Source organism: Nocardioides sp. Z13_37, from assembly GCF_058355585.1.
Genome location: NZ_JBZGDV010000002.1, coordinates 847,462 through 862,999, shown reverse-complemented (window position 1 = coordinate 862,999; position 15,538 = coordinate 847,462). Strand labels below are relative to the sequence as shown.

General features: G+C 73.9%; 16 protein-coding genes. 6 read left to right on the top strand and 10 right to left on the bottom strand.

Annotated features, from left to right (window positions below):
- Positions 1-29: 29 nt before the first annotated feature.
- The 4 genes from ftsL to mraZ form a co-directional block, all read right to left on the bottom strand.
- Entirely contained in the window at positions 30-590 is a 561-nt protein-coding gene (gene ftsL / locus AC4H2S_RS09135; RefSeq protein WP_491496641.1) for a cell division protein FtsL, read from the bottom strand.
- On the bottom strand, positions 587-1,564 hold the full coding sequence (rsmH, locus tag AC4H2S_RS09130) for a 16S rRNA (cytosine(1402)-N(4))-methyltransferase RsmH (RefSeq protein WP_491496640.1): 978 nt from the start codon (positions 1,562-1,564) through the stop codon (positions 587-589). Before rsmH ends, ftsL begins: the two co-directional genes overlap by 4 nt.
- Positions 1,565-1,567: 3 nt before the next feature.
- On the bottom strand, positions 1,568-1,726 hold the full coding sequence (locus AC4H2S_RS09125) for a hypothetical protein (protein ID WP_491496639.1): 159 nt from the start codon (positions 1,724-1,726) through the stop codon (positions 1,568-1,570).
- Between the two features lie 321 nt (positions 1,727-2,047).
- A complete protein-coding gene (gene mraZ, locus AC4H2S_RS09120) occupies positions 2,048-2,476 on the bottom strand; it encodes a division/cell wall cluster transcriptional repressor MraZ (RefSeq protein ID WP_491496638.1) in 429 nt (142 codons plus the stop codon).
- A gap of 448 nt (positions 2,477-2,924) precedes the next feature.
- Between mraZ and AC4H2S_RS09115 the strand changes: the two genes are divergently transcribed.
- From AC4H2S_RS09115 to AC4H2S_RS09105, 3 genes are read left to right on the top strand one after another with little or no spacing between them, the layout of a single operon-like run.
- Positions 2,925-3,944, top strand: coding sequence for an AAA family ATPase (locus AC4H2S_RS09115; RefSeq protein WP_491496637.1), 1,020 nt, complete (start codon positions 2,925-2,927; stop codon positions 3,942-3,944).
- Positions 3,937-5,205: a DUF58 domain-containing protein gene (locus AC4H2S_RS09110; protein WP_491496636.1), complete on the top strand. Its 1,269-nt coding sequence runs from the start codon at positions 3,937-3,939 to the stop codon at positions 5,203-5,205. Before AC4H2S_RS09115 ends, AC4H2S_RS09110 begins: the two co-directional genes overlap by 8 nt.
- Positions 5,202-7,568, top strand: coding sequence for a transglutaminase TgpA family protein (locus AC4H2S_RS09105; RefSeq protein ID WP_491496635.1), 2,367 nt, complete (start codon positions 5,202-5,204; stop codon positions 7,566-7,568). Before AC4H2S_RS09110 ends, AC4H2S_RS09105 begins: the two co-directional genes overlap by 4 nt.
- Before the next feature lie 792 nt (positions 7,569-8,360).
- Here AC4H2S_RS09105 and AC4H2S_RS09100 read toward each other — a convergent pair.
- The 5 genes from AC4H2S_RS09100 to AC4H2S_RS09080 all read right to left on the bottom strand — a co-directional run bounded on the left by AC4H2S_RS09100 (position 8,361) and on the right by AC4H2S_RS09080 (position 12,158).
- Complete coding sequence (locus AC4H2S_RS09100) at positions 8,361-8,762, bottom strand: SCO2097 family morphological protein (protein WP_491496759.1); 402 nt, start codon at positions 8,760-8,762, stop codon at positions 8,361-8,363.
- A 135-nt stretch (positions 8,763-8,897) separates the two neighbouring features.
- Positions 8,898-10,067, bottom strand: a complete 1,170-nt coding sequence (gene dinB / locus AC4H2S_RS09095) for a DNA polymerase IV (protein ID WP_491496634.1) — start codon at positions 10,065-10,067, stop codon at positions 8,898-8,900.
- 24 nt (positions 10,068-10,091) lie between these two features.
- Positions 10,092-10,853 carry a class I SAM-dependent methyltransferase gene (locus tag AC4H2S_RS09090; RefSeq protein WP_491496633.1) on the bottom strand — a complete coding sequence of 254 codons (762 nt, stop codon included), beginning with the start codon at positions 10,851-10,853 and terminating at the stop codon, positions 10,092-10,094.
- A 108-nt stretch (positions 10,854-10,961) separates the two neighbouring features.
- The gene (locus AC4H2S_RS09085) at positions 10,962-11,405 is read right to left on the bottom strand and encodes an SAV_6107 family HEPN domain-containing protein (protein ID WP_491496632.1); all 444 of its coding nucleotides are present in this window, start codon (positions 11,403-11,405) and stop codon (positions 10,962-10,964) included.
- Positions 11,406-11,690: 285 nt separating this feature from the next.
- A complete protein-coding gene (locus AC4H2S_RS09080; protein ID WP_491496631.1) occupies positions 11,691-12,158 on the bottom strand; it encodes a hypothetical protein in 468 nt (155 codons plus the stop codon).
- A 46-nt stretch (positions 12,159-12,204) separates the two neighbouring features.
- On the opposite strand from AC4H2S_RS09080, the gene AC4H2S_RS09075 reads away from it, so the two are divergent.
- The 3 genes from AC4H2S_RS09075 to AC4H2S_RS09065 are packed head-to-tail and all read left to right on the top strand — an operon-like array spanning position 12,205 to position 14,607.
- The gene (locus AC4H2S_RS09075) at positions 12,205-12,678 is read left to right on the top strand and encodes a YbaK/EbsC family protein (RefSeq protein ID WP_491496630.1); all 474 of its coding nucleotides are present in this window, start codon (positions 12,205-12,207) and stop codon (positions 12,676-12,678) included.
- Between the two features lie 12 nt (positions 12,679-12,690).
- Positions 12,691-13,281, top strand: a complete 591-nt coding sequence (locus tag AC4H2S_RS09070) for a DUF4126 domain-containing protein (RefSeq protein WP_491496629.1) — start codon at positions 12,691-12,693, stop codon at positions 13,279-13,281.
- Positions 13,282-13,290: 9 nt separating this feature from the next.
- The gene (locus AC4H2S_RS09065) at positions 13,291-14,607 is read left to right on the top strand and encodes a phytoene desaturase family protein (RefSeq protein WP_491496628.1); all 1,317 of its coding nucleotides are present in this window, start codon (positions 13,291-13,293) and stop codon (positions 14,605-14,607) included.
- Here AC4H2S_RS09065 and metF read toward each other — a convergent pair.
- Complete coding sequence (gene metF, locus AC4H2S_RS09060; RefSeq protein WP_491496627.1) at positions 14,597-15,487, bottom strand: methylenetetrahydrofolate reductase [NAD(P)H]; 891 nt, start codon at positions 15,485-15,487, stop codon at positions 14,597-14,599. The genes AC4H2S_RS09065 and metF overlap by 11 nt on opposite strands.
- Positions 15,488-15,538: the final 51 nt, after the last annotated feature.

Sequence of the window (15,538 nt, the reverse complement as noted above, 5' to 3'; positions counted from 1 at the left end):
CGACGCGGCGGATCCGCGCGAGCGCGCCGTCAGCGGTTGCGGTTCTTGCGCGGCTTGGCGTCGGTGCGTCCCGGGGCGGTCGCCCCCTGCTCCTCGACGGTGGGCGCGACGGGCACCTCGACGTAGGTCGGGCGGGGCGCCAGGACGGCCGGCTTGACCGGTGCGGGCGGCTGCAGCAGCAGGGCGTTCTCCCGGGTGGTCGGGGTGCGCACGCCGATCGTCCTGCCCGTCTCGAGGTCGAGGAACACCGGCGCGGCGGGGATGACCATGCCCATCGCCTGGGCCTGCGAGGCGACCCGCTGCGGGTTGCGCAGCTCGTCGAGCTCCATGCGCAGCGTCTGCTCGCGGGCGGCGAGGGTGTCGGCCTCGGACTCCAGCGCCGACGCGGCGAAGGACGCCTGCTGCAGCGAGGTGTTGAACAGCAGGAGCCCGACGATCCCGCTGAGCAGGACCAGGCTCACCAGCGTCAGGAACGGCATCCGCGGGGCGCGGGTGCGCACCCGCGGCACCACGCTCAGGCGGGCCTTGTCGACGGCCTCCTGGGCGATCCGGGTGACCCGGGTCCGGGGTTGGAGGGCGGGACTGCTCATCGGACGACTCCTGGGGAAGTGGGAGTGGAGGGACGGACGCGCTCGACGGCGCGCAGGCGTACGGAGGCGGCGCGGGGGTTCTCGGCGATCTCCTGCTCGTCGGCCCGCTCGGCGCCGCGGGTGACCAGCCGCAGGGCCGGCTCGGCGCCCTCGGGCACGAACGGCAGGTCCGGCGGCACGTCGAGGCGGGTGGCGTCGGCGAACGCGCGCTTGACGAGGCGGTCCTCGAGGGAGTGGTAGGACTCGACCACCACCCGCCCACCCACGCCGATGACCTCCATGGAGGCCGGGATGGCCCGCCGCAGGACGGCGAGCTCGTCGTTGACCGCCATCCGCAGTGCCTGGAAGGTGCGCTTGGCAGGGTGGCCGCCCGTGCGCCGGGCGGGTGCGGGGATCGTGGCGTAGAGCAGCTCGACGAGGTCGGCGCTGGTGCTGAACGGCGTGGCCTCGCGGCGGCGGACGACCTCGCGGGCGATCCTGCTGGCGAACTTCTCCTCGCCGTACTCCCGCAGGATCCGGGTCAGCTCCTGGGCGGTCGCGGTGTTGAGCAGCTCGGCGGCGGTCGGGCCGGTCGTCGGGTCCATCCGCATGTCGAGCGGCGCGTCCTCGGAGTAGGCGAACCCGCGCTCGCGCACGTCGAGCTGCATCGAGGACACCCCGAGGTCGAAGAACACGGCGTCGACGTGGTCGAGGCCGAGCGAGCCGACCACCTCCGGCAGCTCGTCGTAGACGGCGTGCACGGCGGTGAACCGGTCGCCGTGGGCCGCGAGCCGCTCCGAGGACATCCGCAGCGCCTCGGGGTCGCGGTCGATCCCGATCACGCGGGCGTGGGGCAGTCGCTCGAGGACGGCCTCGCTGTGCCCGCCGAGACCGAGGGTGCAGTCGACGTAGACCGAGCCGGGGGCCTCGAGCGCAGGGGCCAGCAGGGCGACGACCCGGTCGAGGAGCACCGGGGCGTGGCGAGGAGTCGTCATCGCTCAGCCCTGGGAGCCCAGGCGCATGAGCAGGAGCAGCGCCAGCGCCAGCCCGCAGGCCGTGGCGGCGGAGAACGCGACGAGCGCGGCCGCCTCGCGCGCCTGGTCGCGGACCCGCGACGGCGGTGCTGCCGTGCGTCCCACGCGCTGGGTGGTGCTCATGGTCTCGACCCCACTGGTTGCTGCGGATGTACGTGCTGGACGCCGGCCCGGCCGGGCCGGAGCTGGCGGGGCCGGGAGCTGGCGGTGCGGCTGACACTCCCCGCCGTGTGGCACGGGGCGAGCCGCCGCACCAGGTCCCTGCCCGCTCCTTGCCCCCTGCCGGAGCAGTGGGTGCCCTCTGGTGCCGGGGAAGTGCCCCAGATGGCCGCGCGAGGAGCGGGCTCGAGACCTGGTGATACGGGTCGCGATGTCAGCTGTGCTGTTGTCGGTGGTGCCGGGTCGTGCGGGGTGGTGCGGTGTGGTGCTGGGTGGTCCTGGTGCTCAGATGCCGGGGAAGACCTCGTCGCTGAGCTCGGAGAACTTCTGCTCCTGCTCCTCGGAGTAGGCCGCCCAGGCGGTCGGGTCCCAGATCTCGATCCGGTTCATCGACCCGATGACGACGCACTCCTTGCGGAGCGAGGCGTACTCCCGCAGCGGCGCCGGGATGTTGATCCGTCCCTGCTTGTCCGGCACCTCCTGGCTGGCGGCGGCGAACAGCATGCGGACGTAGTCACGGGTGTTCTTCTGCGTGACCGGCGCCTCTCGGAGCCGGTCGGTGAGCCTCCCGAAGTCCTCCAGCGACCAGACAGTGAGGCAGCGCTCCTGTCCCCTGGTCACCACGAGTCCCTCCGTCAGCTCGTCCCTGAACTTCGCCGGGAGGAAGAGGCGGCCCTTCTCGTCGAGCTTGGGCGTGTAGGTGCCGAAGAACATCCGGCACCTCCCCTGGCTCGGCGGGAAAGATCGACCCTGTCCCCCACTTCGCACCACAGTACCCCACTTCACTCCACCGTCAACCAGATCCAGCGTGTTTCGCGCCTGAGTTCCCCGGTCCCCGCGTCCCCCACGTGGCGCGCACGCGCCGCTCCGTGACCGGCCCTGGAGCGTGGAGAGGCGCCGATCCACGCTCAGGCGGCTGCGGTGGACCGCCGGTGGGGGAATCCAGCGGGCTGTGGTGGAGCGAAGTGGGGAACGGCGTGGCGGCCGGTGGGGCGCGGGGGGAGAATGAGGCGTGGCGAGGGCGTGGCTCTGCGTCGGCGACGCCGCAGCGAGCGGACAGGTATGTTGCGCGCACCACATACCGTGGTGGCGAGGTTGACGATCGGATCGGCGAACGGATCGGCGGACGGGTCGACCGCACGGGCACGAGGGGACGAACGACGTGACGACTGGGTTCACCGGGCAGGCGCCCGATCTCGACACCGTGCACCGGGTGACCGGAGCCGTGCGCCACAACATCGAGCGCGTCATCGCCGGCAAGCCCGACGTCGTCAACGCCGCGCTCGTGGTGATGCTGGCCGAGGGCCACCTCCTCATCGAGGACGTCCCCGGGGTCGGCAAGACCCAGCTGAGCAAGGCGCTGGCCCGGAGCATCGACTGCTCGGTGCGGCGCATCCAGTTCACCCCGGACCTGCTGCCCTCCGACGTCACCGGGGTCTCGGTGTTCAACCAGGACACCCGCGAGTTCGAGTTCCGACCCGGCGGCGTCTTCGCCAACATCGTGGTCGGCGACGAGATCAACCGTGCGTCGCCCAAGACGCAGTCCGCGCTGCTCGAGTGCATGGAGGAGCGCCAGGTCACCGTCGACAACGCGACCTACCAGCTCGAGAAGCCGTTCATGGTGATCGCGACGCAGAACCCGATCGAGATGGAGGGCACCTACGCCCTCCCCGAGGCCCAGCGCGACCGCTTCATGGCGCGGGTGTCGGTCGGCTACCCGGTCGAGGCGGCGGAGATCGCGATGCTCGAGGGCCACACCGCCCGCAACCCGCTCGACGACCTCGAGCCCGTCACCGACGCCGGTGAGATCCGCAAGGTCATCGAGATCGTCGGACGCGTGCACGTGTCGTCCGCCGTCCAGCGCTACGCCGTGGCGCTGACCACCGCCACCCGCACCAGCAACGACCTCCACCTCGGCGCCTCACCGCGCGCGACGCTCCACCTCGTCCGCGCGGCCAAGGCCGTCGCCGCCACGCAGGGACGCGACTACGTCCTGCCCGACGACGTGCACGGCATCACCTCGGCCGTCCTGGCGCACCGGCTGCTGCCCAACGTCGAGGCGACGATGAGCGGACGCACCACCTCGGCGATCCTCTCCGGGATCGTGGAGTCGGTGCCCGTCCCCACCGCGTCCGACGCCACGTCCGATTCCGCGTCGATCCCACGTGGCAGCCGTGCGTGAGGCACTCGCTGCACTGACCGTCCGCGGGCGGGCGTTCCTGGCCGCCGGCATCACCACGGTGGTCGCCGCCATCGTCGTGGGCCACCCCTCGGTCGTCCGCATCGGCGTGCTGGTCGCGGCGCTGCCGCTCCTCACCGCCTGGTGGGTCGGTCGCTCGCGCTACCGCCTCGCCCTGGTGCGCACGGTGTCGCCGCAGCTGGTGGTCGCCGGGCAGCCGGCGACGGTGGAGCTCACCGTCTCCAACGAGTCGCGCACCCCCACCGGGGTGCTGCTGCTGGAGGAGCGCCTCCCCTACGTGCTCGGCACCCGGCCGCGCTTCGTGCTCGAGGGCCTCGGCCACGGTTGGCGCAGGCACGCGACCTACCAGGTGCGCTCGGAGCTGCGCGGCCAGTTCGACATCGGCCCGATGTCGGTGCGGGTGACGGACCCGTTCGGCCTCGTGGAGCTGGGTCGTACGTTCCACGCCACGTCGCGGCTGACGGTCACCCCGCGCACCATCGCGCTGCCGAGCATCCCGCTGGGCGGCGCGTGGACCGGGTCGGGCGACAACCGTCCGCGCGCCTTCGCCACCGGCAGCGCGGAGGACGTCACGGTGCGCGAGTACCGGCGCGGCGACGACCTGCGACGCGTCCACTGGCGCAGCTCGGCCCGTGTCGGCGAGCTGATGGTGCGCCGCGAGGAGCAGCCCTGGCAGTCGCGGGCGACGGTCTTCCTCGACAACCGCGGCACCGCCCACCGGGGGCAGGGCGCGGCCAGCTCGCTGGAGGCAGCCGTGTCGGCGGCGGCCTCGATCGCCGTCCACCTCACCCACCACGGGTACACCGTACGGCTGGTCACGGCGTCCGGCGACAGCCGCGAGACCGAGTGGCACTCCCACACCGCCGCGGCGAGCACCATCCCGCTGCTCGAGGCCCTCGCCGTCGTGCAGCTCGACCACTCCCCCACACCCGACACGCAGTGGCTCGCCGAGCCCGGCCACGGCGGCCTCACCATCGGCATCTTCGGTGGCCTCGGCGACACCGACCTCCCCTTCCTGCGCCGGCTCCAGCACCACGCATCGTCGAGCCTGGCGATCGCCCTCGACGTCGACGCATGGGCGCCCCACCTGCCGGTCCACCCCGGCCCGGGGTCGGCCGCCCACCTCACCGCGACCGGCTGGCGCTCGATCACCCTGGGCCCGCGCGACCGCCTCGACACGGCCTGGCAGGAGCTCGGGCTGATGCGGAGCCGTGCCACGGCCTCGGCGGGGACGAGCCGATGACGAGCTCGTGGAGCACGCTCCCCCACCAGCTGCGGATCGCCGGCATCGCGCTGCTCGCGGCGTGGGCCACCGTGCTGTCGTGGCGCGTGCTGACCGAGGGCTTCCCGCGGGTCGCGATCCCGCTGCTGATGATCGGCGTCGTCGTGGCAGCGATGGGCGCGCTCGGCCGGTGGAGCCGGCTGCCCGCGCTCGCCGTCGTGGCGGGGCAGCTCGTGGTGGCCGCCCTGCTGGTGCTCGGCACCACCACCGGCTCCCCCCTCCCGACCCCGGGCAACGTCGAGGTGTTCCTGGCCGCGCTGGACGACGCGCTCGAGACCTCGCGCAGCTATGCCGCCCCCATCCAGGTCGGCGTGCCCCCCGTCCACCCGCTGCTCCTGGTCGGCGGCGCGCTGGTCGTGCTTCTCGTCGACCTCGTCGCCTGCACCCTGCGCCGCGCGCCCGTGGCCGGCCTGGTGCTGCTCGCGGCCTACACGTTGCCCGTCGCCGTCACGGGGAACGCGGTGTCGTGGTGGCTGTTCGTGGTGGTCGCCGGCCTCTTCCTCGCCCTGGTCTTCATCCAGCACAGCGACCACGTCACGAGCTGGGGCCGGGCGCCGGACGGGGAGAAGGGCTCGTTCTCGGTCCGCACCGGCGCGATCGGCAACACCGCGCTGGCGCTCGGGACGACCGCGATCGCGCTCGCCGTCGTGGTGCCGGCGGCCGTGCCGACGATGAGCATGAGCGTGTTCGAGGGCAACGGTCCGGGCACCCGCGAGGTGGAGGTCAAGGACCCGATGGTCGACCTGCGCCGCGACCTGCGGCGCGGCGCGGACGTACCCATGCTCTGGATCACCACCTCGGGTCCCAAGCCCACCTACCTGCGCATCTCGGTGCTCGCCCGGTTCAGCGGTTCGGAGTGGACGCCGGGCGACCGCGAGATCCCCGAGTCGCAGTCGGCCACCGGCGACCTCCCGCCCCTCGACGGGGTCAGCGGCGACGTGCCCCGCCGGGAGTTCAAGTACGACGTGCGGGTCGGGCCCGACTTCACCTCGGCGTGGCTGCCCACCGCCCCGCAGGCGACCCGCATCGCGGCCGGCGCCGACTGGCGCTTCGACCTCGACACCCGCGACGTCATCGCAGCCCGCGAGGACGTCACCACCGCCGACAGCACCTACGACTACACCGGCGTCCAGCTGACGTACGACGCCGAGCGGATGGACTCGGCCGTGTCGGGTGCCGGGTCGGTGGCCGGCATCTTCACCGAGGTGCCCTCCACCCTCAACAACGAGATCCGGCGGCTCGCGGCCAGCATCACCGCCGACGCGCCCACCCGGTTCCAGAAGGCGCAGCTGCTGCAGCAGTGGTTCCGCGAGGACGGCGGCTTCCGCTACGACCTCGCCGAGGTGCCGTCGGCGGGCGACGGCAGCGCCGACCTGCTCGCGTTCCTCAATGACCGGGTCGGCTACTGCGAGCAGTTCGCGGCATCGATGGCCATCATGGCGCGGGTCATCGGCATCCCGAGCCGCGTGGCCGTGGGCTTCCTGGAGCCCGAGCGGGCCACCAACGGGTCGTGGGAGTTCTCCTCGCGCGACCTCCACGCGTGGCCCGAGCTCTACTTCCCGGGCTCGGGCTGGGTGCGGTTCGAGCCCACCCCGCAGGACCGCGCCACGCAGGCGCCGGACTACACCGAGGCCGAGTTCGCGCCGGTCACCGAGGCACCGAGCCCGAGCGCCAGCCGGTCGACCGAGCTGCTGCCCGACCGGGGCGAGGAGGCCGACGCCGAGGCCGCGGCCGACGAGAGCGACGCGTCCTCGATCCCGTGGGTGCCCGTGCTGTCCGGGGTGCTGGGCCTGGCCCTGCTCGCGCTCGTTCTCGCGACGCCGCACCTGCTCCGGCAGGCGCGTCGTCGCCGGCGGCTCGAGGGCGGCATCGAGGACCTCTGGGCCGAGCTGCGCGACGTGGCCATCGACCTCGGCCACGCCTGGCCGGACGGCCGCTCGCCGCGGCGGGCCGGCGACTGGATGGGGCGACTCCTCGCGGCACCTGTCCACGACGCGTCGCGTCCCGACCGGCCGCGTCGCGGGCGTGACCAGGCACCCGAGGCCGCCCAGGCACTCGACCGGCTCGTCGTCGCGCTCGAGCGGAGCCGCTACGCCCGCGACCCCGAGACCTTCACCGCCCAACGGTTCGCCGCCGACCTCCTCCTCGTCGAGGAGTCGATGGCTGCCGGCGTGACGCCGCGCGAGGAGCGCAGGGCACGGTGGTGGCCCGCATCGGTGGTGGGACGGCGGACGTCCTGGCGCCGCCGCTCCCGGTCGGAGCGGGCCACGACCACGACGCCCGACCACGAGTCGATCCGGACGGTGGACGAGCTCGTCGGCTGATGCCGGCCCGCCCGGGCCCCGCGCTCCCGCCGCGCGGGTACGGGGTCGCTCCGGGCGAGCGCTGCCCCAAGTCGCAGGCGGCGCGAGCCGTGCGTGGTCCATCCTTGGACGGTGGACGACGTGGACTACGCCCGGCAGGTGTACGAGATCCTCACCGCACCACCTGATCCGGAGATCTCGCCGGGACACCTCGGCGACGACTGGATCGATCGCAGCGACGGATTCGGCACCGAGGTGAAGGTGACGGCGATCGCCGTGGTCCCTGGGGACCATGGCAATCAGCTGGACATCGCCTTCGTGCTCGACCTGCGCGACCTCCCCGACGATGTGGTCGTTCCCCCCGAGGGTTCCCTGCTGCTCCCGCTCGACGCCGAGTGGCGAGAGGTCAGCGGCTACACGGAGCCGGAGGACTACGCGCCTCACATCGCCGCGCGGCTCGTGCGCCACGTCCGTGAGCACGTCAGGGCACACGCGCCGTCCCGGGAGGACGACCGTGACCTGCCCTCCCGCGCCGAACAGCACGCCATGCTGCTCGAGGTCCTCGGCCGCGAGGGTCAGGTCGAGCAGCCGGCCTCGAACCGCTACGTCGTGCGGCGAGAGTGGGGGGATCTCACTGTTCTCCTGGCGCCCGACCAGTGGGAGCAGGTGATCCACGGCACGGGCCGCGGCGTGCGCGAGTGGTCAGGAGCTCGGCTGGTACGCCTATCCGCCCGGAGCCGGGGACTGAGCTGCGGCGCCGGGCGGCTCTACCGTGGAGGGGGTGTGCTCAGCGCTGGGTCGGAGCGGGAGAGGTCAGAAGCCGCGCTCGCGGCGGCGACGCCACCGCTCCTCCATGCGCTCCATGAAGGGCCCGCCCGAGCGCTGCCGGGAGGGCCGGGCGGGACGACCGCCGTCGACGACCCCGAAGCCGGTGCGCCCGGAGGCGCGCACCTTGGGCGCCACCGGGTGGCCGGGACTGCGCGCGGAGGTGAGGGCAAGGATCGCGCCGGCGAGCATCACCACGAAGCCCAGCACGCCGACCACCGTCTGGAGGACGGCGGTGAGGTCGAGGAGCACCGCAACGATCAACAGCCCGATGCCGACGAGGAGCACGGCGCCGCCCAAGATCACTCGGCGGCGAGCCGCCCGCTGGAACGACGTGCCACGCAGGGTGGAGGCGAGCTTGGGGTCTTCCTCGACGAGAGCGCGCTCCATCTGCTCGAGCATTCGCAGTTCTTCCTCGGAGAGCTCCACGGTTCCTCCTCACCTTCTGGTGCAAGTCTAGGCACCCTGTTGCACCTACGGTAGGCGTCCCCCCGAAAATTCCACCCCGGCGCAGGGGACACGGCATCACACCAGGCTCGCCGGACGCACGGCGGCTGCCCCGAAGCGGCGCGTGGCACGGTCCACCGCGCGGTCGGCCTCGGCCCATCCGTGCTCGGGCTCGCCGAGCACGAGCTGTCTGTGCACCGTCGCGCGCGGGACCAGACCCTCGACGCGGACGCCCACCAGCCGCAGGCGCTCGCGCCGCAGTCGGAGCGCGTCGTAGAGCCGGGTCACCGCACGATGCACCTCGAGCGTCACGTCGGTCACCTCGGGCATCGTGCGCGAGCGCGTGATGGTGGTGAAGTCGGCGAAGCGGACCTTGAGGGTGATGGTGCGCCCGGCGACCCCGGCGGCACGCATCCGGCCGGCGACGCGGGCCGAGAGGCGCAGGAGCTCGCGGACGATGACGTCGCGGTCGGCGGTGTCGCGGGCGAAGGTCTCGTCCGCACCCATCGACCTCTCGGGCTCGTGGGGCCCGGACGTCGGGGCGAGCTCGCCGCGGTCGGTGCCCCACGCGAGCTGGTGCAGGTGGCGGCCGAGGTGGCGGCCCATCGTCTGCTGGAGGGCGGGGAGCGGGGTGTGCGCGACGTCGCCGACGGTGATCAGGCCGGCGCGGTGCAGCCGCGTGCGGGTCTTGTCCCCGACGCCGTAGAGCTCGCCGACGTCGAGGGGGTGCAGGAACGAGGTGACCTCGGCGGGCGGCACCACCACCACGCCGTCGGGCTTGGCGCGCCGGCTCGCGACCTTGGCCACCGACACCGTCGCCGCGACCCCGACCGAGCAGGTGATGCCCTGCTCGTCGTGGATCGTGGCCCTGAGCCGCTCGGCGATCTCCCTGGGCCCGCCGAGGCGCCGGGTCGCGCCGCGCACGTCGAGGAAGGCCTCGTCGAGCGACATCGCCTCGACCACGGGGGTGACGTCGCGGAAGGTCTCCATCACCGAGGCAGAGACGCCGGCGAAGGTCGCGTAGTCGGGCGGGAGCACCACGACGTGCGGACAGAGCCGGCGCACCCGCGCCATCGGCAGCGCCGAACGGATGCCGTAGCCGCGCGCGACGTAGTTGGCGGCGAGCACGACGCCGCGCCCGCTCCCGCCCACGACCACCGGCTGGTCGACCAGGTCGGGACGCTCCCGCAGCGCCACGGAGGCGAAGAACGCGTCCATGTCGACGTGGAGGATCGGGGTCTCGGTCACCGCCGCCCCCCACGGGGACGACGCTCAGCGTCGGGCGACGACGTGGAGCTGGGCAGCGAGCGGGAGGTACTCGGGGCGGGTGGCCACGGCCTTCTCGAGGTCGAGCAGGGCCGCGGTCGCGCCCGGCTCGAGGTCGAGGAGGCTGCCGGGGACGAGGTCGGCGAAGACCCGGACGGCGTGGACGCTCTCGGCATGCAGGCCGGCGGCGGTGAGCAGCTCGACGACCTCGTCGTGGGTGAACCGGTGCCCACCGCGCCCGGCCTGCCCGGTCGACGAGCCGGCGTCGTCGTCGAGCAGCTCGCGGGCGGCCTGGAAGTGCCCGGCCATGGCGCGCGCCACGACGGCGGCGTGACGCTGCGCCACGAGGAGGCTGAGGTGTCCGCCGGGGCGCAGCACCGCGGCGATCGAGGCCACCGACGCGGCGGCGTCGTCGACCATCTCCAGCACGCCGTGGCACAGGACGAGGTCGGCGTCGTCGACGAGGCGCGGCAGGTCGGACAGGTCGCCCTGCTGCCCGGCGACCCGGTCGGCGACGCCGCGCTCGCGGGCGCGCCGGTCGAGCGAGGCGAGCGCGTCGGGGCTGGGGTCGATGACCCGCACGGTGTGGCCGAGCTCGGCCAGGGGCACCGCGAAGCCGCCGGTGCCGCCGCCGACGTCGACGATGCGGGCAGGACCCTCCACGTCGTCGCGGTCCTGGAGGAGCCGGCGCACGGCGTCCCAGGCCACGCCGCTGCGGACGGACTGGCGGCGCTCACTGGCGGTCGGGCTGGCGGACGGCTGGGCCATGGGCGCCACCCTAGTGGCTCGGCGACCGCGGCCCGCGCGCGCACGCAGGGGCGGTCGGCCCGGCCGGGCGGGAGGACGCAGCGGTCCGGGGCCACCTCTCCCCCGCCCTCAGGCCACGCTCGCGTGCGGGACCAGGCCGAGCGCCTGCTCGACCACGGCCAGGAAGCGGTCGGCGTCGCGCACCAGGTCGTCGGCCTCCCGCTCGCTCACGGCACGCGTCGACCCCGCCTCGGCGGCGGCCCTCTTGCCTGCGCCCGCGGCGAAGAAGGTCGCCCACTCCGAGAGCTCGGGAGCGACCTCGGTCAGGAGCACCCACGCGTTCTTCTGCCGACGCCCGCGCGGAGCGGGTCGGGCCCGGGCCGCGAGCAGCGCAGCCGCCGCACAGAGGGCCGCGACGTGGGCACAGGCGTAGCGCGTGGGCACGTCGCGGGCCGTGATCGCGTCGCGCAGGGACGTGGCGGAGCGCTCGAGGTAGGAGTGGGCGGTGGCCGGCAGCAGGTGGGGGCCCGGGTGCGCCACCGCGCCGCGGTGGGTGCTCGCGGAGGCGCTCATGCCCGCCCCTCGATCCGGCCGTCCGGCCGGCTGCCGGGATCGTCCGTCGCACCGCTCCGCACCTCGACAGGGTCGTCGTACTGACTCATCGTGCCTCCTCCGCACCTCGGTCGACCCCGGGGCCGACCCGGGTGGAGGTGGGGGTCGAGGTCACCCCCACCCGGGTCGCATCGAACAGATGTTCGAACACCGCCACGGTACTACCTCCCACCGACAGCCCGTCAAGACCGGTCAGGGCAGGTCAGGGCGGCGGTCAGGGGCCGGAGGCGGAGCGAGCCGCGCTCGTCACTCCCCGCGCAGGAAGGCGGTGGTGTCGCGGTGCCACAGGAAGAACAAGAGCACCAGGCCCTCGATGATCACCAGCGCCGAGAGCACCACGAAGAGGGTCGGGAGGTGGGCGTCGAGGCACACCACCCCGACCAGGACGCCGATGCCGGCGGTGGCGGTGAGCACCGGCCGGGTCCAGGCATGGCCGCTGACGAAGAAGGAGCCGAGGACCAGGACGAGGGCGCCGAACCCGACGAACGCCACGACCGACAGGGCGACGAAGCCGGGCACGATCGGGCTCTCGCGCAGCAGCTCGATGCCGCCCTGGTCCAGCAGCCCCTGCGCCGACGGGTTGCCCTCGGCCCAGCCGAGGATCACGTCGTCGCGCATCAGCCGGATCAGCAGCGTGATCACGCCGGCCGTGGCCACGATCAGCACGAGCACGCGCAGGCTGTTGACGACGGATCCCGGCAGGTCGCGCGCCATTGGATCTCCCTGGGGCTGGTCGTCGTCCGGTCGCTAGGCTCCCGCCATGGCGACGGAGCACGCATCGATCACCTCGTTCCGAGATGACCTCCACCGGCGCGGCGGCACCGGTGACGTGGTCATCCTGCCCGACAGCGCCCACACCGCGGCACTCGCCGCGGCGGCGCTCGGCTGCGAGGTCGGCGCGATCGCCAACAGCCTGCTCTTCGACGCCGACGGCGAGCCGGTCCTCATCCTCACCTCGGGCGCCCACCGGGTCGACACCGCCGCGGTGGCGGAGCGCATCGGCGTCGTGCGCCTGCGACGCGCCGATCCCGACTTCGTCCGGCGCCACACCGGCCAGGTCATCGGCGGCGTCTCCCCCATCGACCACCCGGCCCCGATCCGCACCTGGATCGACCCGTGGCTGCGACGCCACGACGTGGTGTGGGCGGCGGCGGGTCACCCGGCCGCGGTGTTCTCCACCTCCTACGACGAGCTCGTGGCGATGACCGACGCCGTCGAGGTCGAGGTCGACTGAGGTGCCGGCCTGATGGACGCCCTCGCCCTGACGTTCTCGAGCGGGTGGGCGAGCGGCATCAACGCCTACCTCGTCGTCCTGGTGCTGGGCGTCGCCGACCGCCTCGGCTCCTTCGCCGACATCCCCGACGCGCTGGGCCGGTGGGACGTGCTGGCCGCGGCGGGCTTCATGTACGCCGTGGAGTTCGTCGCCGACAAGATCCCCTACCTCGACTCGACGTGGGACGCGATCTCCACCGCTGTGCGTCCCACGGCGGGGGCGGTCATCGGCGTGCTGCTCGCCGGGAACGCCTCCTCCCTCGAGCAGGCCGTGCTCGGTGTGGTCGGCGGGGGCACGGCCCTGCTCAGCCACCTCGCCAAGGCGGGCGGGCGGCTGGCGCTCAACTCCTCCCCTGAGCCGGTCACCAACGTGCTGGCCAGCATCACCGAGGACGTGGGGGTGCTGGCCGTGGTGTGGTTCTCCCTCCAGCACCCGCAGGCGGCCGCCGCGATCGCCGGTGTCCTGCTCCTCGTCGGCCTGGTGGTGCTGCTGCTCGTCGGGCGGCTGGTCCGCCGCGGCTGGCGCCGGTGGCGCGGGAGGGAGCCCGTCCACCGGGTCGCCTAGGGTTCCCCCGTGGCACGTGTGGTGGTGGTCGGCGGTGGCTTCGGCGGCATGGCCGCCGCGGCGCGGCTGGCCAAGCTCGGCCACGAGGTCACCCTCCTCGAGCGGTCGGAGCGGCTGGGTGGCGCGCTCTCGACGGTCGAGCACGACGGCTTCGCCTGGGACGCGGGCCCGACCAGCACCCTGCTGCCCGCGGTCGTGCGCGACCTGTTCCGCAAGTCCGGTCGTCCCCTCGAGCGAGAGGTCGACCTCCAGCCGCTCGACGTGGTGCGCGAGCACCGCTTCGCGGACGGGTCGTCGCTGCTCCTGCCCGGCGGGTCGCGCGCGGCCCAGCTCGGGGCGTTCGACGAGCTCGGCGCGGGCCTGGGACAGCAGTGGGTCGACCACGTCGCGTCCTACGGCGAGCCGTGGGAGCTGCTGCGCAAGGAGTGGTACGAACGCCCCTTCGACGCCGACGTCGCCCCGACCGAGCTGCTCCGGCTCCTCCAGCGGCGCGAGTCGCTGCACCGGAGGCTGCGGCGCGCGCTCGGCGACGAGCGGCTGCGGCTGGTCGCCGCCCACCGGGTCGTCATGGCCGGCCACGACCCGCGCGACGCGCCGGTGATCGCCGGCGTCGACGTCTACCTCGAGCAGCGCTTCGGGGCCTGGACCGTGCCGGGCGGGCTCGCCGCCCTGGGCAGGGCGATGGCCGACCGACTGGCCCTGCGCCGGGTCACCGTGCTGACCGGCACGCCCGCGGCCGACCTCGTGGTGCGCGGGGACCGCGTGGTCGCGGTGCGGACCGGCGACGGCAGCGAGCTCGACGCCGACAGGGTCGTCGTCGCCGTCGACCCGCGTCGCCTGCCGGCGCTCGCGACCCATGTGCGCCGCACGACACCGGCGTCCCCGCCGACGGTGAGCCACGTGGCGCTCGAGGGCGACATCCCGGACCTCGCCCACGAGGTGGTGCTGCACGGCGACCCGCTGCTCGTGGTGCGCACGGGCGGCCGGGCGCCCGACGGCGCCGCCGCGTGGACGGTGCTGGCGCGCGGCCGCGTCGATGAGGACGTGCTCACCACGCTGGCGCGGCGCGGCCTCGACGTGCGGCGCCAGGTCGTCGCCCGGATCGACCGCACGGCCCGCGACCTCGTCGAGGCGTGGGGCGGGTCGCCGCACGGCGTGCGGTGGCAGGGCCCGCGCACCGCTCGTACCCGCCTGGGACCCCGCACGCCGATCGAGGGCGTGCTCACCGCCGGCGCGCACGCCACCACCGGGTCGGGCCTGCCGTTCGCCGGCCTCAGCGCCGCCCTGGTGGCCGAGATGGTGGGGCGGGCCGAGGTCAGACGGTGATCTGCAGGTTGGCGAAGATCTCCCGCGTCGCCTTGGACCGGTTGAGCGTGTAGAAGTGCAGGCCCGGCGCCCCCGCCTGGAGCAGCGTCTCGCACAGCTCGGTCGCGATCTCGATGCCCTCGGCGCGCAGCCGCGCCGGGTCGTCGGCGTACGGCGTGAGCCGGTCGGTGACCTCGGCGGGGAGCTGGCGGCGCGACAGCTCCGCCATCCGCTCCATCGAGCGGAGATTGAGGATCGGCATGATGCCCGGGATGATCGGCAGGTCGGCCCCGACGGCCCGGGCGCGCTCGACGAGCGCGACGTAGTCGGAGGCACGCAGCACCATCTCGGTCACCGCGAACTCGGCGCCCGCGTCCTGCTTGGCCTTCAGCACGCGCGCGTCGTGGTCGAGGTCCGCCGCGTCGACGTGGCCCTCGGGGAACGCCGCCACACCGATGCGCATGTCGGCACGCTCGCGGATCAGGGCGACCAGCTCGTTGGCGTAGGTGAGCCCGCCGCCGGTCGGGGTCCACGGGGCGCCGGGACCGCCCGGCGGGTCGCCGCGCAGGGCCATGACGTGGCGCACGCCCGCGGCGCTGAGGTCGTCGAGGATCGCGCGGAGCTCGTCGGTGGTGTGGCCGACGCACGTGAGGTGCGCGACCGGCAACAGGCCCGTCTCGCGGGCGATGCGTGCGGTGATCGCGACGGTGCGGTCGCGAGTGGTGCCGCCCGCGCCGTAGGTCACCGACACGAACGTCGGGCCGTAGGGCTCGAGGTCGGTGATCGCCTGCCAGAGCTGCTCCTCACCCGCCTCGTCCTTGGGCGGGAAGAACTCGAAGGAGAACGACCGCTCGCCGCGCGCGAGGAGCTCGCGCATGCTCAGGCCGGGTGCGGACGTCATGGGAAACAGCCTACGGAGCACGGCCGTGGCCCCGGGTGTCGTCCCACTGAT